At 68.6% G+C, this 19,147-nt stretch carries 18 protein-coding genes; 7 read left to right on the top strand and 11 right to left on the bottom strand.

What is annotated here, in order from left to right:
- Positions 1-54: 54 nt before the first annotated feature.
- The gene (locus Q664_RS01145; RefSeq protein WP_152621837.1) at positions 55-576 is read left to right on the top strand and encodes a hypothetical protein; all 522 of its coding nucleotides are present in this window, start codon (positions 55-57) and stop codon (positions 574-576) included.
- A 65-nt stretch (positions 577-641) separates the two neighbouring features.
- Positions 642-965, top strand: coding sequence for a hypothetical protein (locus Q664_RS01140; protein ID WP_043388846.1), 324 nt, complete (start codon positions 642-644; stop codon positions 963-965).
- An 8-nt stretch (positions 966-973) separates the two neighbouring features.
- On the opposite strand, the gene Q664_RS01135 is transcribed toward Q664_RS01140, so the two are convergent.
- Positions 974-1,609, bottom strand: coding sequence for a tetratricopeptide repeat protein (locus tag Q664_RS01135; RefSeq protein ID WP_043388844.1), 636 nt, complete (start codon positions 1,607-1,609; stop codon positions 974-976).
- Between the two features lie 273 nt (positions 1,610-1,882).
- Here Q664_RS01135 and Q664_RS01130 point away from each other — a divergent pair, with 273 nt between their 5' ends.
- Positions 1,883-2,104, top strand: coding sequence for a YHS domain-containing protein (locus Q664_RS01130; RefSeq protein ID WP_043388841.1), 222 nt, complete (start codon positions 1,883-1,885; stop codon positions 2,102-2,104).
- A gap of 4 nt (positions 2,105-2,108) precedes the next feature.
- Here the strand turns inward: Q664_RS01130 and recJ are convergent, their stop codons facing one another.
- Positions 2,109-3,821, bottom strand: a complete 1,713-nt coding sequence (gene recJ / locus Q664_RS01125) for a single-stranded-DNA-specific exonuclease RecJ (RefSeq protein ID WP_043388929.1) — start codon at positions 3,819-3,821, stop codon at positions 2,109-2,111.
- Between the two features lie 214 nt (positions 3,822-4,035).
- Between recJ and Q664_RS01120 the strand changes: the two genes are divergently transcribed.
- Positions 4,036-4,623: an acyloxyacyl hydrolase gene (locus Q664_RS01120; RefSeq protein WP_043388839.1), complete on the top strand. Its 588-nt coding sequence runs from the start codon at positions 4,036-4,038 to the stop codon at positions 4,621-4,623.
- An 85-nt stretch (positions 4,624-4,708) separates the two neighbouring features.
- Here the strand turns inward: Q664_RS01120 and secF are convergent, their stop codons facing one another.
- From secF to Q664_RS01090, 6 genes are all read right to left on the bottom strand, one after another.
- Entirely contained in the window at positions 4,709-5,872 is a 1,164-nt protein-coding gene (secF, locus tag Q664_RS01115; RefSeq protein WP_043388836.1) for a protein translocase subunit SecF, read from the bottom strand.
- Between the two features lie 20 nt (positions 5,873-5,892).
- Positions 5,893-7,665 (bottom strand): protein translocase subunit SecD, encoded by a 1,773-nt coding sequence (gene secD / locus Q664_RS01110; RefSeq protein ID WP_043388834.1) that lies wholly within the window; start codon positions 7,663-7,665, stop codon positions 5,893-5,895.
- The gene (gene yajC / locus Q664_RS01105) at positions 7,665-8,018 is read right to left on the bottom strand and encodes a preprotein translocase subunit YajC (RefSeq protein WP_043388832.1); all 354 of its coding nucleotides are present in this window, start codon (positions 8,016-8,018) and stop codon (positions 7,665-7,667) included. The genes secD and yajC overlap by 1 nt, the downstream gene beginning before the upstream one ends.
- 275 nt (positions 8,019-8,293) lie before the next feature.
- On the bottom strand, positions 8,294-9,478 hold the full coding sequence (gene tgt / locus Q664_RS01100) for a tRNA guanosine(34) transglycosylase Tgt (protein ID WP_043388829.1): 1,185 nt from the start codon (positions 9,476-9,478) through the stop codon (positions 8,294-8,296).
- A 13-nt stretch (positions 9,479-9,491) separates the two neighbouring features.
- The gene (gene queA, locus Q664_RS01095; protein WP_043388827.1) at positions 9,492-10,577 is read right to left on the bottom strand and encodes a tRNA preQ1(34) S-adenosylmethionine ribosyltransferase-isomerase QueA; all 1,086 of its coding nucleotides are present in this window, start codon (positions 10,575-10,577) and stop codon (positions 9,492-9,494) included.
- A 49-nt stretch (positions 10,578-10,626) separates the two neighbouring features.
- On the bottom strand, positions 10,627-11,733 hold the full coding sequence (locus Q664_RS01090; protein WP_043388824.1) for a SpoIID/LytB domain-containing protein: 1,107 nt from the start codon (positions 11,731-11,733) through the stop codon (positions 10,627-10,629).
- 26 nt (positions 11,734-11,759) lie between these two features.
- On the opposite strand from Q664_RS01090, the gene Q664_RS58790 reads away from it, so the two are divergent.
- From Q664_RS58790 to Q664_RS01075, 3 genes are all read left to right on the top strand, one after another.
- Entirely contained in the window at positions 11,760-12,344 is a 585-nt protein-coding gene (locus tag Q664_RS58790) for a hypothetical protein (RefSeq protein WP_160174304.1), read from the top strand.
- A 40-nt stretch (positions 12,345-12,384) separates the two neighbouring features.
- Positions 12,385-12,708 carry a hypothetical protein gene (locus Q664_RS01080; RefSeq protein WP_043388818.1) on the top strand — a complete coding sequence of 108 codons (324 nt, stop codon included), beginning with the start codon at positions 12,385-12,387 and terminating at the stop codon, positions 12,706-12,708.
- Positions 12,709-12,900: 192 nt separating this feature from the next.
- Positions 12,901-13,401 carry a hypothetical protein gene (locus Q664_RS01075; RefSeq protein ID WP_043388815.1) on the top strand — a complete coding sequence of 167 codons (501 nt, stop codon included), beginning with the start codon at positions 12,901-12,903 and terminating at the stop codon, positions 13,399-13,401.
- Positions 13,402-13,411: 10 nt separating this feature from the next.
- On the opposite strand, the gene Q664_RS01070 is transcribed toward Q664_RS01075, so the two are convergent.
- The 3 genes from Q664_RS01070 to Q664_RS01060 form a co-directional block, all read right to left on the bottom strand.
- On the bottom strand, positions 13,412-14,623 hold the full coding sequence (locus Q664_RS01070) for a KamA family radical SAM protein (protein ID WP_084609454.1): 1,212 nt from the start codon (positions 14,621-14,623) through the stop codon (positions 13,412-13,414).
- The gene (locus Q664_RS01065) at positions 14,623-15,996 is read right to left on the bottom strand and encodes a KamA family radical SAM protein (protein WP_043388812.1); all 1,374 of its coding nucleotides are present in this window, start codon (positions 15,994-15,996) and stop codon (positions 14,623-14,625) included. Before Q664_RS01065 ends, Q664_RS01070 begins: the two co-directional genes overlap by 1 nt.
- 98 nt (positions 15,997-16,094) lie before the next feature.
- Positions 16,095-18,908: a serine/threonine protein kinase gene (locus tag Q664_RS01060; protein ID WP_043388808.1), complete on the bottom strand. Its 2,814-nt coding sequence runs from the start codon at positions 18,906-18,908 to the stop codon at positions 16,095-16,097.
- Positions 18,909-19,147: the final 239 nt, after the last annotated feature.

Raw genomic sequence — 19,147 nt, 5'->3', positions numbered from 1 at the left:
CCCCGGGTTGAACCCGTGTGACCGCTTTGGAGCCTGTTCATCGTCATCAAGGGCATGAACAGAAAACGCCTTCGTAGCTCGCTGCTGTTGACCGCACTCGTGCTGGGTGGATGCGCCGGAGCCCCCGAGGATGAGGAGAACCCGAACAACGGCGAGGCCACGCTGTCCGGGTCCCTGGCCTTCGAGGTGAAGGCCGCCCAGGTGGTGTCACGAACCCTGCCCGATGGGAGTCCGGACCATTCGCGGCTGGCGGTCGTGCTGACGAGCGTGGAAGTCCCTTGCGAAGAGCTCACGAGGCCTGTCACCGGGCCCGGTTGGGGACTGGTGCTGGAGGCGAGGAATCCGGCAGGCGCGCCCGCGAAGGGAACGATCGCGTCCACGGGCACCAACATCTACCGGGTCCAGTTCAACCCCGACGGAGGGGCGGCCCTGGGAATCGATTGGCTCGAGGGTTCCTTCACCGTGCAATTCGACGCGGACCCGACGGCGGGAGCCACCGGTACGGTCGATCTGAGCTCCACGAACGGGGGGACACTCCAGGGCAGCTTCACCGCGACCTGGTGCGGGACCTATTAACGAGCGCGCACACTGGTTCGGAACTTGCTCTGGACGCCTGAACACCTCGACGTCCGGAGAAGAGCATGAACCTGTTCCACGGAATTCAGAACGAAGCACGGCATCGGTGTCATGGATTCGGGTGGGCGGTGCTCGCGCTGACCGCGCTCCTCCTGCCCCTGACGGGCTGCGAGGACGGACCCTGCGTGAGCTCGCTCCAATGCGCGAAGGGCTACAGCTGCGTGACCTTCAAGACGACCCCCGTCGACCACTCTCAGCGGTGCGCGATGACCTGCGGCGTGGAGCAAGACTTCTGCGCCGATGGCTCGCACTGCTACTGCCCGGACTCACCGGCGAAGGCGCGGTGTTTCGACGATAAAGGCGACTACACGGGCGTCTGCGGGGGCTGAGCGCCCGCTCAATCGCGGACTTCGATCTCCCCGGTGTAGACCTTGTCCAGCCAGTCCATGCCCTTGAAGCCGAGCTTCTGCGCGGCCAGGGTCAACTCGTCGCGCTTCGCGGTGTTGCCGGCGTAGTGGTAGGCGATGGCGAGGTTGGCGGCGATGGTGGGATCGTTCTTGTCGAGCGCATGGGCCTTCTCTCCGTGGGAGATGGCCTCGTCGTACAGGCCGCGCTTGAGTGACACCACCATCATGCTCGACCAGGCCTGGGCGAAGGACGGGTCGATGGCGGTGGCCCGCTTGTAGGCGGCCATGGCCTGCTCGTACTGCTTGTGCATGCGGAAGATGCGCCCCTGGCCGGTGATGGCCTCGATGCGGCGGGGCTCGATCTCCAGGGCCTTCGCGTAGGCGGCCTCGGCCTCGGCCGTCCTGTTCAGGTCCACCAGGACATGACCGAGCAGGGTCCAGGCCAGGTCATCCCGCGGCTCGGCCTGCAGGTGCGCGCGCAGCCGCTTCTCCGCCTCTTCCACGGCGCCGCCGCGGTACACGTCCGAGATCTGCTCGATCGGCTTCTTCTCCTGCCTGGCGGACCGGGACTCACACCCGGCGATCAGCAGGAAACAGACCAGGGCCAGCAAACGCTCAGCGGACATGACGGACTCGGCGGAACGGGGGGAAGTGGGTGGAGTCTATCGCCCCCGAGTGAGATCCCACACAATGTGAGGACTGGCCCCCGGGACAAGGAGCGTGTCGGCCATGTGCCATCCGCGCCCGTGGGTTGGGAAAAGTTTTCACCCGCTCGGGTGGGCCCGCCGCCTCTCGTCCGAGGCCCCGGCCCGCAACCCCGCGAATCCACGAGGCCGGGCGCTGGCATGCGTGCTGCTTTGAGCCGGGGCAGGAAGGTGAGTCTGGCGGGGAGGCGGGGAATGAAGGAAGTGGCGAAGCGACACCTGGATCCGGTCTGTGGCAAGCACCTGGAGGCGCCCGAGGGCCGTCCGTCCACGGAGTACAAGAAGCGGCGGTATTTCTTCTGCTCGGAGCGGTGCCGCACGGCGTTCCAGAAGCAGGCGGAGCGCTTCCGGATGAACGACCTGGCGCGAGCCGGCGCGTTGCTGACACCGGGCCGGGTGCGCTGGGGCATCGCCTGAGCCGTCAGGCGGCGATGCGCAGATCCTTGAGCTTGAGGGACAACCGCCGCTGACCGCGGAAGGTGTCGAAGCTCGCCTGGAAGGCGAGGTCCACCGGGCCCTCGGTGAGCGACACGCGGTCCGCCATGCCGAAGCCGATGGCGTCCACGGAGGGCGCGTCCACCAGGGCCAGCTTGAGGTGGCCGGCACCGCCGGACTTGTGCGGGAGCACGCGCGGGCGGGCCACCTGGTGGCGCAGCACGAGCACGGGCTCGGGGTTGCCCTGACCGAAGGGCCCCAGCTTCTGGAGCGCCTCCACGGCGCGCTCGTCCAGCTCCTTCACGCCCACCACCGCGTCCACCTTGCAGCGGGGGATGAGGTCCTCGGGCGTCAGCCGCTGCCTGGCAATCCGCTCGAAGGACTCGCGCAGGGCGGGCAGGTGCCTGGCCTCGATGGTGAGGCCGGCGGCGTGCTTGTGCCCACCGAAGCGGGCGAGCAGGTCCGCGCAGCCGCTGAGCGCGTCGTAGAGGTGGAAGCCCTCGATGCTGCGCGCCGAGCCCTTCCCCACCCCGTCCTTCACGCCCACCATCACCGTGGGCCGGTGGAAGCGCTCCACCACGCGCGAGGCGACGATGCCGATGACGCCCGGGTGCCAGCCCTCGGAGTAGAGGACGAAACCGCGCGCGTGCTCGGCCCGCTCCTCCGCCTGGGCGAGCGCCTCGGTGAGGATGCTGCTTTCGATGCCCTGCCGCTCGGCGTTGGCGCGATCCAACACCTGCGCCAGCGAGCGCGCCGCCTCGAGGGTCTCGGAGCACAGGAGCTGAAGCCCCAGCGAGGCGTCATGGAGCCGGCCGGCGGCGTTGATGCGGGGCCCGAGCCGGAAGCCCACCTGCCCGGCGGTGACGGGGCTGTCCGCCTCGAGGCCGGCGACCTCCTTGAGGGCGCGCACGCCGTAGCGGCGGCCCGCGGACAGCTCCTGGAGGCCGTGGTGCACGAGGATGCGGTTGGCGCCGGTGAGGGGCACCACGTCCGCCACGGTGGCCATGGCCACCAGATCCATCAGCGCCTTGAGGTTGGGCTCCTTGCGGGTGGCGAACCAGCCGTCCTCGCGCAGCTTCTTGCGCAGGCCCATGCAGAGGTTGAAGGCCACGCCCGCCGCGCACAGGTGCTTGGTGGGGTACTCGCAACCGGGCTGGTGCGGGTTGAGCACCGCCACGGCCGGAGGCAGCGTGGGCGGCACCGTGTGGTGATCCACCACCACCACGTCCAGGCCGAGATCGCGCGCCCGGGAGATCTCCGCCACGGAGGTGACGCCGCAGTCGAGCGTCACCAGCACGCGCGTGCCGTCCGCGGCGATCTTCTCCACCGCCTGGAGGTTGAGGCCGTAGCCCTCGTCCATCCGGTGGGGGATGTAGGTGGCCGGCCGCGCGCCCAGTTCCCGGAGGAACAGGGCCATCAACGAGGTGGAGCACACGCCATCCACGTCGTAGTCGCCGTAGAGGGTGATGTGCTCCTTCTCGCGGATGGCGCGGAAGAGCCGCTCCACGGCGGCGACCATGCCCTTCATCCGGAAGGGGTCCGGCAGATCCGCCAGCCTGTCGGACAAGAAGGCCGAGGCGGCCTCGGGGGTGCGCAGGCCGCGGTGCACGAGCACGCGGGCGGAGAGCGGATGCAACCCGAGCTCAGCGGCCAGCGCCGCGGCCTGCTCCTGGGGTACCTCCGGCATCAACCAACGCACGTTCACCTACCCTCCTCGGATGACCCGCGTGGGGCTCCGGGCCAATACACCCACAGTCTACTTTGGAAGTCTGTCAGAGGAAACCCGACCTGCCTCTCGTCCTCCCGTCCACACAGCGGACGAGCGGACGAGCGCTCCTGGGATGCGCTGCCGGCACACGCGTCGCGCGGGATGAACAGCTTGCGATGCACGGCGGTGAACAAAGGAGGGCTGCATGACACGCAAGGGCATCCGGTGGGCGGTGCTAGCGCTGGGCTTCGGGGTGGCGGGTACCGCGATGGCGCAGGACAAGCAAGGAGATGTGAACGTCTTCGTGAACGGAGGCATCGGCGGGTACACGGGCGACCTGGGCGAGCTGTCCGCGACGGGGCCCTCCTGGGGTGCGACCCTCAACCTGCAGCCCTTCTCGATGCTGGGCTTCGAGGTGGGTTACGAGGGCTCGAAGAACGACGTGACGGACGACCGCTTCCGGGCCTCGGAGGCGCCCTCGTTCATCCGTCACGGCGCCACCACCCTGGTCAAGGTGTCGCCACCCTTCGAGAAGGTCCGTCCCTTCGTGGGCGCGGGGCTGGGCGTCTCGTACGTGTACGTGCGGGGCGGCACGGGGGATACGTACAGCTCGGACCTGATGCAGGAAGTACCGCTGGCGGCGGGCCTCGAGTTCAACGCCGGAGCGCTGACGGCGGGCATCCGGGGCACGTGGCGGGTGCTGGTGGACGACAACTTCGCGGACGGGGCGGTCTCCGGCGACGCGAGCGGCGCATTGGTGGACGGCACCCTCACGGTGGGTGGCCGCTTCTGAGCCGGTGCCCCTGAAAAACCGAAGGCCCTCGTCCCCGCGCGAGCGCGGAGCACGAGGGCCTCGGGGTCAGACGGTCCGCCGTGGCTCAGGCCGTCTTGGGCTGGTCCAGGCGGGCCTTCTCACGGGCCTGGCGGGCGGCCTCGCGCTCATCCAGCCAGATGGTGAGCGGGCTGGCGATGTAGATGGTCGAGTACGTGCCCACGATGATGCCCACGAGCATGGCCCAGGCGAAGTCGCGGATCTCTCCCACGCCGAAGATGAGGAGGCCGATGAGGGAGAGGGCCGTGGTGCTGGAGGTGAGGATGGTGCGGCCCAGGGTGTCGTTGATGGCGATGTTGATCACCTCGGCGAACGGCTTGCCCTTGAACTTGGCCATGTCCTCGCGGATGCGGTCGTAGATGACGATGGTGTCGTTGACCGAGTAGCCCACGATGGTGAGCAGCGCGGCGATGGCGGTCAGGCCGAACTCGGCGCGGCTGAACAGGTAGAAGCCGGCCACCATCACCACGTCGTGGAGCATGGCGAGCAGCGCGCCCGGGCCGAACTTGAAGTCGAACCGGAACGCCACGTAGATGAGGATGGCGATCATCGAGTACAGCAGCGCCGCGACGCCGCGGTTGCGCAGCTGCTTGCCGACCTGCGGACCCACGTACTCCACGCGGCGCATCTCGAAGTCCGGCGTCTGCACGCCCGTCATCAGCGCGGCGCGGATGCGGTCCGCCATGCCGCTGGCGACGATCTGGTAGTCGAAGCCACCGGCCTGCGCCTGGCCCAGCTCACGCACCTCTTCCACGCCCGTGCCCGTGGCCTCCACCGCCTTGCTGAGCTGCTCGGAGGTGAGCGCCTGCTCGGAGCGCAGGTTGATGATGCCGTTGGCCAGATCCGGATAGATGCTCTTCACCGGACCCAACGCCTTGATGGCGTCCTGGGCCTTGACCGCGCTCTCCTCGGTGAGCTGGGTGACGCCACCCAGCCGCAGGAGGAACGAGTTCTCCCCGGCCGCGCCGATGCTCTGCACCGACACGTCGGGCAGCCCACCCGCCTCGGCGCGCTTGCGCACGTCCGCCGCGTTGATGTCGTGGTTGAACTTCACCTCCACCACCGTACCGCCGGCGAAGTCCACGCCGAGGTTGAAGCCCCACACGGCGATGCCCACCAGGATGATCAGGTTGAGCACCGTGGAGATGAAGATGGCGGGCTTGCGCTTGCCAATGAAGTCGATGTTCGTCTGTTTCTTGAGGATTTGCATCTGCTGTTCCCCGGGGCCTGCTAGACGGACAGCGTCTGGGCGTTACGGCTGTGGACCAAGTAGTTCATGAAGACGCGCGTCACGAGGATGGACGTGAAGAGCGAGGCGAGCAGGCCGATGATCATCGTGGTGGCGAAGCCGCGCACCGGGCCCGTGCCCGTGAAGAAGAGGATGAAGCCGGCGATGAGCGCGGTGACGTGGGCGTCGAAGATGGTCCAGAAGGCCCGGTCGTAGCCCTGCTCCACCGCCATGCGCACCGTCTTGCCATGGGAGAGCTCCTCGCGGATGCGCTCGTTGATGAGCACGTTGGCATCCACCGCGACGCCCAGGGTGAGCGCGAAGGCGGCGATGCCCGGCAGGGTGAGCGTGGCGTTGAAGAGCGCCAGGCCGGCCAGGATGAGCAGGCCGTTGAGCGCCAGCGCGATGTCCGCGATGAGGCCCGACAGCTTGTAGTAGATGACCATGAAGACGATGACGAGCAGCAGGCCCACGGTGGCGGCCAGGCTGCCCTTGCGGATGAGCTCGTCACCCAGCGAGGCACCCACCTGGCGGATCTCACCGGTGGTGACGGGGGCCGGCAGCGCGCCCGCCTTGAGGGCCAGCGCCAGCGTCTGGGCGTCGGCCAGCCACACGTCCAGGGGACGGCCACCCGAGCGGCCCATGGTGATGCGCGCCCGGCCACCGCCGATGCGCTCGTTGATGCGCGGGGCGGACTGCACGTAGTCGTCCAGGACGATGGCCATGCGCCGGCCGGTGCCCTTCTCGGTGAGCAGCTCGAACTCGCGAGCGCCGGCCGCGTCGAAGCTGACGTTCACCTCCGGCTCGTTGAGCTGGCTGAGCGAGGCATCCGCGCCCGTCAGGCTCTCGCCGGTGAGCGGCACTTCCTTCTCCACCAGGTAGGTGCGGTAGCTGTCGCACACGCCCTTGCGGGTCGCGCTGGGGATGCACTCGAGCAGCACCTGGCGGTCCGCGGGCGCCTTGGGCTGCACGTAGGCCAGCAGCGCCTCGCGGTTGGGGCCCACCAGCTGGGGGAAGCCCTCGGAGGTGTCCAGGGTGATGTTGCTGCCCGTCGGCGGCGGCGTCTGGGTGAAGGTCTGCCGGAAGAAGTCGGTGGAGTCATCCACCATGCGGAACTCGAGCTGCGCCGTGGTGCCCACCAGCTCCTTGGCCTGCTCGGGATCGCTGCGGCCCGGCAGGGAGATCTGGATGGCGTCGGTGCCCAGCTTGCGCACGTCCACTTCGGCCACGCCCCACTTGTCGATGCGGCGGCGGATGACGAGCATCGCCTGGTCCACGGACTCCTCGCGGAAGCGGTTCACCTGGCCCTCGTCCGGGGCGAGCACCAGCGTGGCGCCATCGCGCGACACCTTGACGAAGTCGGTGAAGGTGGCGAGCACCTCCTTCTCGATGGCGTCCATGGTGTTCGGGTCCGCGGCCGTCAGCGACAGGCGCAGGGCCTCGGGATCCGTGTTCACGGTCACCTGGCCAATCTGCTTGTCGGTGTTGATGTAGCGGGCGATCTGATCACCCCGGCGCTCGGTGCGCTTCTGCAGCGCCGTCTTGGTGTCCACCCGCATCACCATGTGGATACCGCCCTGGAGGTCCAGCCCCAGGTTGATGCGGTACTTGGCGGGGGGCGCCCACTTGGGCATCCGCTCCTCGAGCAGGGCGAGGTTGTTGCGGTCAGCCCTGTCCAGCACGAACAGCGAATAATAGGAGGGGACGAGGAGCCACACGGTCAGCAGCGTCACGCCGATGACCAGGCCCAGCCTCCAGTACCAGCCGCGATCCATTACTTCTCCTCCTTCTTATCTTCGGTCTTGGCGGCAGCGGCGGGCTCACCCGCCGTCGCATACCTGCCGGCCACGGAAGTCTTGAGCACGCGGATGCGCACCCCATTGGAGACCTCGAGCGTGACCTCACGCTCTGACACCAGATGGATGCGCCCGATCATCCCGCCCTGGGTGATGACCTCATCGCCCTTCTTCAGCCCGGAGACGAGCTCGCGGTGCGCCTTGAGCTGCTTCTGCTGCGGCCGGATCATCACGAAGTACATGATCACGAACAGGCCGATGAAGAGCACGATGCTGGGCACCGGGCTCTGGCCGCCCGCCGCCTGGGCCAGGATCAGAAAGCTGTCTGCCACAAACCGCCTCGTCTCGAGAGAGGGTTCCGCCCACGCCGCCGTCCACCACTGGACAACGGACAAACCGGAAAGGGGGGCCTCTTAGCAGCAGGCCCACACCCCGGGCAAGTGAACGGCGAGGAGCCCCCGGCCTTTCCGTCTTGCGTCAAGCCCGTTTGCCTCCCTCCTGGCCGTGGGCTGCCCAGGAGGGAGGTGCCGTCCGGCACGCTGGAGAGGCCCCGGTGGACCCCAGGAACCGGCCGTCTGGATGGCCGCCGGGGTAGTACCGGGAGCCCCTACTTCGAGCGGGTGCGCTCGGACTCCTGGGCCCGGGCCTTGTCGCGGAAGTCCCGGGCGAAAGCGGTGTACCGGTCCTCGGCGATGGCCTGGCGCACGTCCTTCATGAGGTTGAGGAAGTAATGGAGGTTGTGGAGGGTGTTGAGCCGCATGGCCAGGATTTCGCCCGCCACGAAGAGGTGGCGCAGGTAGGCGCGGCTGAAGTTGCGGCAGGTGTAGCAGGAGCAGGCGGGGTCCGCGGGCCGGGGATCCTTGGCGTAGGTGGCGTTGCGGATGACGACCTTGCCCTCGGAGGTGAAGAGCAGACCGTTGCGCGCGCACCGGGTGGGCAGCACGCAGTCGAACATGTCCACCCCGTGCTCCACGCAGGTGACCAGGTCCACCGGTGTACCCACCCCCATGAGGTAGCGCGGCTTGTCCCGGGGGAGCAGCGGCGCGGAGAAGGCCACGCCCTCGTGCATGGCCTCGGGGGTTTCCCCCACGGAGTAGCCGCCGAGCGCGTAACCGGGCAGGTCCACCGCGCACACGTCCTCGGCGTGGGACTTGCGCAGGTTCTTGTCGAGGCCGCCCTGGACGATGCCGAAGAGCGAGGAGCGCTCGCGGCTCCAGGCCTTCACGCACCGCTGCAACCAGCGCGTGGTGCGCGCCAGGGACTTCTCCAGGTAGGCCCGGTCCTCGGTGGAGGGCGGGCACTCGTCGAAGGCCATGATGATGTCGGCGCCGAGCGTCTCTTGAATCTCGATGGAGCGCTCGGGCGTCAGGAGGATGTGGCGCCCGTCCAGGTGCGACTGGAAGGCGGCGCCCTCCTCGGTGATCTTGCGCTTCTCGGCGAGGCTGAAGACCTGGAAGCCGCCGCTGTCGGTGAGCATGGGGCGGTCCCAGGAGATGAAGCGGTGCAGGCCGCCCATCTCCCCCACCAGATCGTCTCCGGGCCGGAGCATCAGGTGGTAGGTGTTGCCGAGGATGATTTGAGCGTCGAGCGTGAGCAGATCATCCGGGCCCACGCCCTTGACGCTGCCCACGGTGCCCACGGGCATGAAGATGGGCGTCTCGATGAGACCGTGGGGGGTGTGCAGGCGTCCCCGGCGCGCGCGCGAGCCCGAGGCGTCCTCGTGCAGCAGCTCGTAGCGCACCAGACTCGGTGGGACCCGGGTGTCACCCTTCTCCTTGCGCGGCTCTCCCATTGCGTCGTGTCTCCTACTCCGTCACCAACATCGCGTCGCCGTACGAGAAGAACCGGTAGCCGGCGGCGACCGCCTCCCGGTAGGCCTCCAGGGTCCGCTCGCGGCCGAGCAGCGCGCTCACCAGCACCACCAGCGTGGAGCGCGGGAGGTGGAAGTTGGTGAGCAGCACGTCCACCTGCCGGAAGCGGAAGCCGGGGCGGATGAAGAGGGTCGTCTCGCCCGTGCCGGTGCGCAGGGCACCCGAGTCCGGGTCCGTGGCCGACTCGAGGGTGCGCACCACGGTGGTGCCCACCGCCACCACCCGGCGGCCCTCGGCCTTCGCGGCATTCACCGCCCTGGCGGTGGCCTCGGGGACGAAGTAGCGCTCCGGGTGCATGTGGTGCTTCTCGAGGTTCTCCTCGCGCACGGGGAGGAAGGTGCCGGGCCCCACGTCGAGCGTCACCTCGACGCGGTGGATGCCCCGGGCCGCGAGGGCCTCGAAGGTGGCCTGGGTGAAGTGCAGGCCCGCGGTGGGAGCGGCCACCGCGCCCGAGGCCCGTGCGTACACGGTCTGGTAGCGCTCGGCGTCCGCGGCCTCGGGAGCCCGGGTGATGTAGGGCGGCAGGGGCAGGCGGCCGGCCTTGTCCAGCCGCTCGGCGAGCGAGGTGCCCGGCGCGGCGTGGAAGCGCACCCGGTACTCCCCTCCTCCGAGCGCCTCCAGCACCTCGGCCTCCAGGCCCTCGGGGAAGGAGACGCGGGCGCCGGGCTTGAGGCCCTTGGAGGCCTGGCCGAGGCAGATCCACTCGAGCGCCTCGGTGGCACCGCCGAGGGCCTGCGAGGTGAGCGTGGGGGCCGACGGACGGACGACGAGCAGCTCCACGCGGCCGCCGGTGCCGGCCTTGCTCCCGAGCAGGCGGGCGGGGATGACGCGGGCGTCGTTGACGACGAGCAGGTCGCCCTCGCGCAGCAGGCCGGTCAGGTCGGAGAAGTGGCGGTGCTCCCGGACGCCCGAGGAGCGGCTCACCACCAGGAGGCGGGAGGCATCGCGGGACGCGAGGGGGGCCTGGGCGATCTGCGCCTCGGGGAGTTCGAAGTCGTAGTCGGAGAGCAGGGAGGACACGGGAGGAGGCGCTTGTAACAGCCCGGGCGCCCCGACGAAACGGGATGTGTCAGTAGAGCTGCTGGAGCTCGGTCCCCGGGTAGTAGTGCAGGAGGATGTCGCGGTAGGTGAGGCCCTCGTCGGCGAGCGCCTTGGCGCCCCACTGGCAGAAGCCGGCGCCGTGGCCATAGCCGCGGCCGGTGAAGTGCCAGCTGCCGCCGGAGCGCTCCACGTCGAACTCGAGGCTCTTGAGCTTCGTGTAGCCGAGCTTGCGCCGGAACGCCGCCCCATCGAGCGAGAGGCCTCCCGAGGTAACCACCCGGTTCACCCGATCGGTGGCGGTGCGGGAGGTGACGTGGAAGCCCTCGGTGGACTGGCCGAGGGCGGCCCGCAGCTCCGAGTCGGAAACGGTGGCGCTCCAGCGGCTGGCGGGGAGGCTGCCGCAGGGACAGTCCACGGCCTGCAGGTAGGGGAGATTGCGCTGGAGGGCATCCTGGCCGGACTCGGTGCGGCCGCCACAGGAGGCGTGGAAGTAGGCCTCGATGGGGGCGAGCTCGTAGGTGATCACCTCGCCGCGGGTGGCCTGGACGGCGGCGAGGGAGCGCGGGTCCTCGCGATTGACGCCGCCGTAGACCTGGTGGAGCACGCTGCTGCCCATGTGGAAGGGGCTGCCGTAGGTCTCGAGCTTCTTCTGGAGGGCGTAGGTGCGAGCGGCCACGGCCTGGGCCTTGAGGGCCTCGGGGGGAAAGGAGACGGGCATCTCGCTGCCGAGCACGGCGGCGAGGTAGTCCTCGAGGGGGATGACGTTGATGAGCTGGAGGCCGTCCTTGTAGAGGCGCACCACGACATCACCGCGGACCTGCATGTCACCGGCGCGGAGGGGCGAGGAGCCGGGGACACCGGCATCGCGGGCCTCCAGTCCGGCGCGGAAGCGGACGGCGGTGCCCATGACGGGAGCGCCATTGAGCTCCAGCCGGGAGCCACGGCGGCGCACGACAGCGCTGTCCTGGTCGAGGGGAGTGAAGCGGGCGTCCTCGGAATCGGAGCCGAAGGAGAGACCCTTGCCACTCACGCGCACCTGGCCCTGGGAGTCGCCCATGGCGATGCGCATGGTCTCCACGGCGAGGGCGTGGAGGGGCGAGAGCAGGAGCAGGAGGAGTGCAACAGGACGCAACATGGCCCCAAGTGTAGGGGGTGGTGCACGTGGCTCAAGAAATCGGCCGGCGGATGACGGAGAATGAGGCCTCCGTGTCCCCTCCTCCTGACGTCTCCCACCTGTCGGCCGCCGAGCTCGTCGCGGCGTTGAGAGCGCTGCCGTATCGCCAGACAGCCTTCCTCATGACGCGGCTGGTCCAGGACCGCTCGATGCGGGAGAGCGCGCTCTTCTACGGCATCACGCCGGAGGCCTTCTGCGTGCACCTGCTCCGGGCGGGGCTGGCGCTGACCCGGGAGGCGGCCCTGCCTTGCCGGGAGCCGGAGAACGACGTGGAGGAGGACGTCTGGGCGCGAGCGCTGGCCGAGGCGCTGGAGCGAGAGACGGCGGCGGTGCCTGGGGCGCTGGCGGGGACGGTGGCGCTGTGCCGGAGGCTGGGGGCGTTGGGGAGGGAGGTCGCGGCGGCGCTCGAGGCGGCCGAGCGCGAGCAGGAGGAGTCACAGAAGGGACAACGGGAGGAGTGGCTGAGGAAGCTGGCGGTGGCGGCGCTGCTGGTGCTGACGGCGTTCCTGTACTGCAACCGCTCCGAGGAGACGCCGGAGCGGCGTGTCCAACCGCGGTCCATGGAGCGCTGAGACCCTGGACGGAGGGGGTGGTGGGGCATAAGGGAGGGGGATGCGCATCGCGAACCTTGCCCTGCTCACACTGGCGCTCATGGGTTGTCCCAAGCAGGTGGACACCCGGGTAGCCGGCTCGGACGATGATCAGCTGACCACCTACGAAGCGAGGCTCGAGGAGCTGCGGGCCCGGGGAGCGGCGGGAGAGCTGTCCTGTGCGGACCAATGCACCCTGGCCACGCAGACGTGTGACGTAGCGGAGGGCCTGTGCGGGGTGGTGTCCCGCCATCCGGACCGAACGGATCTGCCGCCCCGATGCGCGAGGGCGAGGGAGTCCTGCGCGGAGAAGACGGACAACTGCACGCGCTGCCGGAACCGCTAAAGCACAACCCCCACCCCACCACGCCAACGCCAACCCACTGCGCCAACTCCTCCCTCGCCCTCCGGGAGAGGGTCGGGGTGAGGGTATCCGTCTCCCGGGTTCACCCCCGTGGACTCGACTCCCAGTGCCCCACCGGATTACCCGCGGACCCCGGACCTCCCATACGATGGAAGGGCCCATCCAGGAGTGCCCATGTCCCGCCGTCTGTCCGTGCTGTTGCTGTCGACCTGGCTCATGACACCGAACCTCGCGTTGGCGGGGGATCTCACGCCCGAGCAGATGGCGCGCATCCGCCGAGCCGAGAAGGCGGCGGTGGACAAGGTGAACGCGGCGCACGGGAACAAGAAGTCCTCCGAGATGAGCAACTCCGAGCGCCGGGAGATGATCCGTGAGCAGCAGGAGGCGGTGCAGAAGGTGATGGACGAGCACGGCGTCTCGCCGAAGGACTACGCGCGCCAGTCGGCGCGGATGGGCCCGAAGCAGAACGAGCAGGTCGCGGCGGCGGAGAAGGCGCTGGAGGAGAAGGCCGCGGCGTCGGCCAGCTCCCCCCAGGGCAAGGAGCCCGGGGAGATTCAGCTCCAGGAGGGGTTCAACGAGGACAACCCGGTGATGATGGAAGAGCAGGAGGGAGCACCGCCGGTGGTGGAACACGGCCTGCCGGCGGGAGAGGAAACTCCGGCCGTGGCGGAGTGAGCGCCCTGCCCTACCCCCAGCGCCGGGCCTGCCAGACGGAGTCGTAGGGGCAGGAGCAGTCGGTCTGCTCGGGCTCGGGGTAGAGGTAGCGCTCGCCCTTGTAGTTGCGGAAGACGGTCTCGTGCTCGCCGCGCTCCAGCACGTAGTCGGGCTGGAGGGTCACCTTGCCCCCGCCGCCGGGGAGGTCCACGGCGAGGTGGGGAACGGCGAGCCCGGTGGTGTGGCCGCGCAGCTGCTGGAGGATCTCCATGCCCTTGGAGATGGGGGTGCGCAGGTGCTCGCAGCCCTGGGCCACATCCATCTGGTGGAGGTAGTAGGGGCGGACGCGGATGCGCAGCAGGGCGTGGGAGAGCTCGCGGATGATGCGGGCATCCGAGTTGAGCTGGCGCATGAGGACGGCCTGGTTCTCCACGGGGACGCCGTGGTCCACGAGCCGCTCGCAGGCCTCACGGGCCTCGGGGGTCACTTCCTTCGGGTGGTTGAAGTGGGTGACGACGTAGACGGGGGCGTAGCGGCGCAGGAGCCGGGCCAGCGAGTCGGTGACGCGCATGGGCAGGCACACGGGCACGCGGGTGCCAATGCGCACCATCTCCACGTGGGGAATCTCGTGGAGGGGGGCGAGCAGTGCCTCCAGCCGCTCCTCGGAGAGGAGGAACGGATCTCCGCCGGAGATGAGGACATCGCGCACCTCGGGGTGGTTGCGGATGTACTCGAGGCCGCGGCGCATCTGCTCCTTGGTGAGCTCGGCCTCGCCGCCCTTGGTGATGCGGCGGCGGGTGCAGTGGCGGCAGTAGACGGAGCAGGTGTCGAGCGCGAGGAAGAGGACGCGGTCCGGGTACTTGTGGACGATGGCCTCCTCGGGCCGGGTCTTGTCCTCACCGAGGGGGTCCTCGAGCTCACCGGGGCGGATGCGGGCCTCGGCGCGAACGGGGATGGACTGCATCCGGATGGGGCAGAACGGATGGTCGCGGTCGATGAGGGACAGGTAGTACGGGCTGATGCCGATGCGGAACAGCTCGGAGGTCTCCTGCACGCCGGCGCGCTCGTCGGGGGTGAGGGAGACGTACTTCTCCAGCTGCGCGAGGTTGCGCACGGCGTGGCGCTGATGCCAGCGCCAATCGGACCACTCGGCGTCGGTGGCGTCGGGAAAGAGGGAGCGGCGCCCGGCCTCGGAGGCCGGACGCACGGGGGCGCCCTTGGAGGGCGGCGGTGGGGGGAGCATCACGCCGCCTTGGCCTGCTCACGCCACCACTGCTGACCGGACTCGGGCAGCGTGTAGATCGGATCGAAGTACTCGTACTTGCGCGAGAGGGCATCGGGGTCGTTGCCCTCGATGCCGGTACGGTAGTTCTTGGTCCAGTAGGAGATGCCGCGCTCCTTGTCGTACTCGGCGACCTGGTGGATCCACCGCTTCCCGACGAAGGGCACGTCGCAGACGATGCGCGGGGTGGCGAAGCCGGGCATGTACCCCATGATGTCGTGCTGGAGCTGCTGGGCCTCGGCCACGCTGAGCCGCCAGTGCTCCGAGTTGGGGATCATGTCGCACATGTAGAAGTAGTACGGGAGGATCTTCGCGTGATCGAGCAGGGTGAAGCACAGCTCGAGGAGATCCTTGGGGGTGCTGTTGACGCCGCGCAGGAGGACGCCCTGGTTGCGCACGTCGCGGAAGCCCATGTCGAGCAGCTTGCGAACGGCCTTGCCCACGAGGGGGGTGAGCTGGCGGGCGTTGTTGACGTGGGTGTGGAGCGCGAGGTCCACGCCGCGCTCGTTGGCCTTCTTGGCGAGCCGCTCCATCCCCTGGAGGACGGAGTCCTGGAGGAAGTGCTGGGGGATGGCCATGAGGCCCTTGGAGGCCAGGCGGATGTCGCGGATGTTGGGGATGTCGAGCAGGGCGCTGACGAAGGGCTCGAGGGACTGGATGGGGAGGTTGGCGATGTCACCGCCGCTGACGACCACATCGCGGACGGTGGGCGTCCGGCGCAGGTAGTCGAGCATCTGCTCGTAGCGCTCTTTCTGGCCGAGATTGAAGCGGTGCTTCTGGACCTGGGGGACGTCATTGCCCACGAGATCCATGCGGGTGCAGTGGCCGCAGTACTGGGGGCAGGTGGGGAGCATCTCCGCCAGCACCTTGGTGGGGTAGCGGTGGGTGAGACCTTCCACGGCCCACATATCGGCCTCGTGGAGGCTGTCGCGGCTGGCCTTGGGGTGATTGGGCCACTCGGGGTGGCGGTCGTCGAAGGCGGGCAGCATGTAACGGCGGACCGGGTCGTTCCACAGGTCCGTCTCGTCCATGGTGTTGAGCATCTGGGGCGGGACGAGGATGGACATCGTCGCCCGCTCCTGCTGGTCGCGCTCCATGCTGGCCAGGAGATCATCCGGCAGCAAGTGGCCGAGGGCGGCCTTGAGCTCCTTGAGGTTCTTGACGGTGTGCTTGCGCTGCCAGACGGAGCTCTCCCACTCGGCCTGGGAGACGTCCTTGTAGCCGGGGAGACGGCGCCAGTCGGGCTCCACGAACTCACGGCGGAGCGGATAGGAGAAGGGCTGCTGCGCGGGTCCGGCCGAGGCGGGCTTACCGCGGATGGGCGTCGTCGTCATGGCGATCCACCTTGAAAGGGAACCAGGGCCCGGAAAGCGGGCACCCGGATGGAGGTCCCTCTTTACCCAACAATGGAAAGAGGGCAACCAGTGCGTGACTATTCGAGGGGGATGTTGATGAGCTTGGCCACATCCCCCTCGGAGATGGTGACCTTCTGGGGCTTGCTCTGTTTGCCGCCGAGCTTGAAGACGACGGTGCGGCTGCCCACCGGCAGGAGCAGCGGATTACCAAGTGCCACAGGGGTCTGACGGCCAGTGTTCTTGCCATCCACCCAGATCTGGGCACCGGGGGGACGGGAGCTGCAAGCGAGCTTGCCCTTGGCCACGGAGCGGGGAGCAGAACGGGTGGTCTTCTCGGGGGCGGGCTGCTTGGCGACAGGACGCTCGGTGCGCTCGGGGGCGGGCTCTTCCTTCTGGAGCTCGAAGGGGACCTCCACCTCCGTCTCGCCCTCGGAGCTGAACTTGCCGGTGTAGCGCTTGTAGCCGGCGCGCGTGACGGTGAAGGTGTAGGTCTTGCCGATGGTGAGGTTGGCGAGCTTCGCATCGGGCGTCTTGCCCACGCGCTTGCCGGCCACCTCGATCTCCGCGCCGGAATCCCCCACGAACACGGCTTCGAAGGTGGCGGGCTTGGGCGGCTCCACGGCCGCGGGCGGAGTGCCGGTCCCCTGCTCCGGAGTGGAACCCGTCGCGGACGCGGTCTGCGGGGCTGGCTCCTGGGTGGGAGCGCTCGGCTCGGTCTGGGAGTCGGACGGAGTCTCCGCCCCGGTGCCAGTCCCCGTGCCGGTCCCTGTTCCAGTCCCCGTGGCGCTGGCGACCTCTGTGTCAGTCGCGGCGGGCTTCTCGGGCTGATCGGGCGGAGGCTCGGCCTCCAGCGTCACGCGCAACACCTCGGCGCGCTGGCCCTTGGTGACGGTGACGGACTGCGCCACAGGCAGATGACCTGGGGCGGTGGCGGTCAGCTTGTGGACGCCCTCGACGAGTTCGATGACCTGGTTCTGCGCGACCAGTTGCCCGTCGATCCGGACCTCCGCGCCCTGAGCGGGCTGGACGGAAATCATCACGCTGCCGGTGTTGGGCCCGGAGAACAACACGACGCCCAGGAGCACGAGGAGCAGCACGGCGCCCGCGGCAATGCCGATGACGGCCTTGGGAGGCAGTTTCTTGCCAGCCAGGAGAGCACGAGGAGCCGTCTTCGGGGGTGTGGGCTTCGACTTCTGGGGAACGGGCTCTTCGGCCTCCTCGGCCCCCTCCGGAATGGCGACAGGGCCGGTGGTCTCCTCTTCCTGGGGATCGTCCACCTCACCCGGCGAGTGCTGCTCGCCATACTCGTCCTGAGCTTCCTCGGACAGGTGCTGCTCGTCCTGCTCGGGCTCGTCGTGAGAGGAGTCCTGCCGCTCCTGCTCCCGGGTCAGCCGCCTGCGATGGCCGGTGGGCATCGGGCTGAGCATGGTGCTTCCCGATTCAACCTGGCCGACACGGGTGGCATTGGACTCCTCGGGCTCGGAATCTGGACGTGCCGTCGGGGCAGGCCCGACGACAGTCGCCCCCGCGTAGCCCTCTCCTTCCCCGTCGCCGATAACCACCTGCTGCCTGCCACCACGACCGCGAGCGGAGGGCGGCGAGGTCTCTTCTTCTGGAGGGTAGCTCGTCTCACCCGTCAGGCTGTCGTCGACCAGCACGCTCGAAGAAGCCTCCTGCTCGGAGGCACCCGGCCGTGGGGCCACGAGGGACGGATCGAAGATCTGCGTCTTGTCTCCCGCTCCATCGAGCTCGGCCAACTCTTCATCGGTCGGGGGAGGCACATAGCCGCTGCTCACCGCGGGCTGGGCGGGAGCAGTGGGAGAGCGGCCGGGCACTGGCATCGCGGGGAGGGACTGCTGCCGACGTGACGAGCGGGGGGACAGTTCTCCCGTGACGCCCGTGACCTCGATCTGTTCCGGTCGCTCGATGGAGGCGTAGCGCTCCATCTTCTCGGCCTCGCGGACGATGTCCTCGGCGAAGGCCTCCTTCATGTAGGCCGAGAGGTGCTTGGACGAGTAGATGGCGTCGCCGGCCAGGAGGAAGCGCATCAGATCCTCCTGGAGATCCGACGCCCACTGGTAGCGCTCCTCCACATCCCGGGCGAGACCCTTCATCAGGACCTTCTCGAGGCCCGCCGGGATGTTGGGATTGAACTGCCGGGGCATGGGAACGTCGGCGTTGCGGACCTTCTCCAGGGTGGAGAAGTCCGACTCGCCGACGAAGAGCCGCTCGCCCGTCAGCATCTCGTAGAGGATGACGCCTACGGCGAAGACATCGCTGCGGCGATCGATGGGCAGGCCGCGGACCTGCTCCGGGCTCATGTAGCCGAACTTGCCCTTGAGGATGCCGGCCTGCGTCTTCTGCGACCGGTTCGCCGCCTTGGCGATACCGAAGTCGATGATCTTCACCTCGCCTTCGTACGAGATGAGGATGTTTTGCGGAGAGACGTCGCGGTGGATGATGCCCAGGTCCTGCCCGCGCGCATCCTTCTTACGGTGCGCGTAGTCGAGGCCCTCGCACATCTTCGAGGCGATGAAGACGGCCTGGGCGGTGGGCATGATCTCCTTGCGCCGCCGGTAGCGCTCCAGGAGCGTGCGCAGATCGCGCCCGGCCACGTACTCCATGGCGATGAAGAAGGTGTCCTCGTGCTTACCGAGCTCGTCGATGCGCACGACGTTGGCGTGATTCAGCTCGACGCTGATCCGCGCTTCGTCGATGAACATCGTGATGAACTCTTCGTCCTCGGCCATCGTCGGGAGGATCTTCTTGATGGCGAGGATCCGCTCGAATCCCTCGACGCCGAAGGCCTTGGCCGTGAAGACCTCCGCCATGCCGCCAACGTTGATGCGCTCGAGGAGGAGGTACTTCCCAAATGAGGTCGGCTTCTTCATTGCGTGGATCCGCCCGCACCCGGAAGGCCACAGCTCCACTCGGAGGAGAGCAGTGGGTGGAAAACCGGACGAACCCGGGACTTTAGACGGAGCACGGACGGCGAGTCAAACCACCCCGCATGGCGGATTCCTCAAGAGTTCCAGCCACTTGAGCCATCCAAGCCACCTCGAGAGGTCTGCCGGGAGAGCGGCGGACGATCGCTGCGCCTGGTCCCTCTCGGCGACACCTCGAGCGGCAG

The organism is Archangium violaceum Cb vi76 (assembly GCF_000733295.1).
GTDB classification, from domain to species: domain Bacteria; phylum Myxococcota; class Myxococcia; order Myxococcales; family Myxococcaceae; genus Archangium; species Archangium violaceum.
Note: the sequence above shows the minus strand (reverse complement) of the source record. Positions and strands in the feature narration are given on the sequence as shown.

What these genes read in the sequence shown, in the direction of transcription:
- Q664_RS01120 (WP_043388839.1), top strand. Translation starts at nt 4,036, where the DNA reads ATGACACGCAAGGGCATCCGGTGGGCGGTGCTAGCGCTGGGCTTCGGG.
- tgt (WP_043388829.1), bottom strand. Translation starts at nt 9,478, where the DNA reads ATGGGAGAGCCGCGCAAGGAGAAGGGTGACACCCGGGTCCCACCGAGT.
- Q664_RS01140 (WP_043388846.1), top strand. Translation starts at nt 642, where the DNA reads ATGAACCTGTTCCACGGAATTCAGAACGAAGCACGGCATCGGTGTCAT.
- Q664_RS01060 (WP_043388808.1), bottom strand. Translation starts at nt 18,908, where the DNA reads ATGAAGAAGCCGACCTCATTTGGGAAGTACCTCCTCCTCGAGCGCATC.
- secD (WP_043388834.1), bottom strand. Translation starts at nt 7,665, where the DNA reads ATGGATCGCGGCTGGTACTGGAGGCTGGGCCTGGTCATCGGCGTGACG.
- Q664_RS01135 (WP_043388844.1), bottom strand. Translation starts at nt 1,609, where the DNA reads ATGTCCGCTGAGCGTTTGCTGGCCCTGGTCTGTTTCCTGCTGATCGCC.
- Q664_RS01080 (WP_043388818.1), top strand. Translation starts at nt 12,385, where the DNA reads ATGCGCATCGCGAACCTTGCCCTGCTCACACTGGCGCTCATGGGTTGT.
- secF (WP_043388836.1), bottom strand. Translation starts at nt 5,872, where the DNA reads ATGCAAATCCTCAAGAAACAGACGAACATCGACTTCATTGGCAAGCGC.
- Q664_RS01145 (WP_152621837.1), top strand. Translation starts at nt 55, where the DNA reads ATGAACAGAAAACGCCTTCGTAGCTCGCTGCTGTTGACCGCACTCGTG.
- Q664_RS01065 (WP_043388812.1), bottom strand. Translation starts at nt 15,996, where the DNA reads ATGACGACGACGCCCATCCGCGGTAAGCCCGCCTCGGCCGGACCCGCG.
- Q664_RS01090 (WP_043388824.1), bottom strand. Translation starts at nt 11,733, where the DNA reads ATGTTGCGTCCTGTTGCACTCCTCCTGCTCCTGCTCTCGCCCCTCCAC.
- Q664_RS01070 (WP_084609454.1), bottom strand. Translation starts at nt 14,623, where the DNA reads ATGCTCCCCCCACCGCCGCCCTCCAAGGGCGCCCCCGTGCGTCCGGCC.
- Q664_RS01130 (WP_043388841.1), top strand. Translation starts at nt 1,883, where the DNA reads ATGAAGGAAGTGGCGAAGCGACACCTGGATCCGGTCTGTGGCAAGCAC.
- Q664_RS01075 (WP_043388815.1), top strand. Translation starts at nt 12,901, where the DNA reads ATGTCCCGCCGTCTGTCCGTGCTGTTGCTGTCGACCTGGCTCATGACA.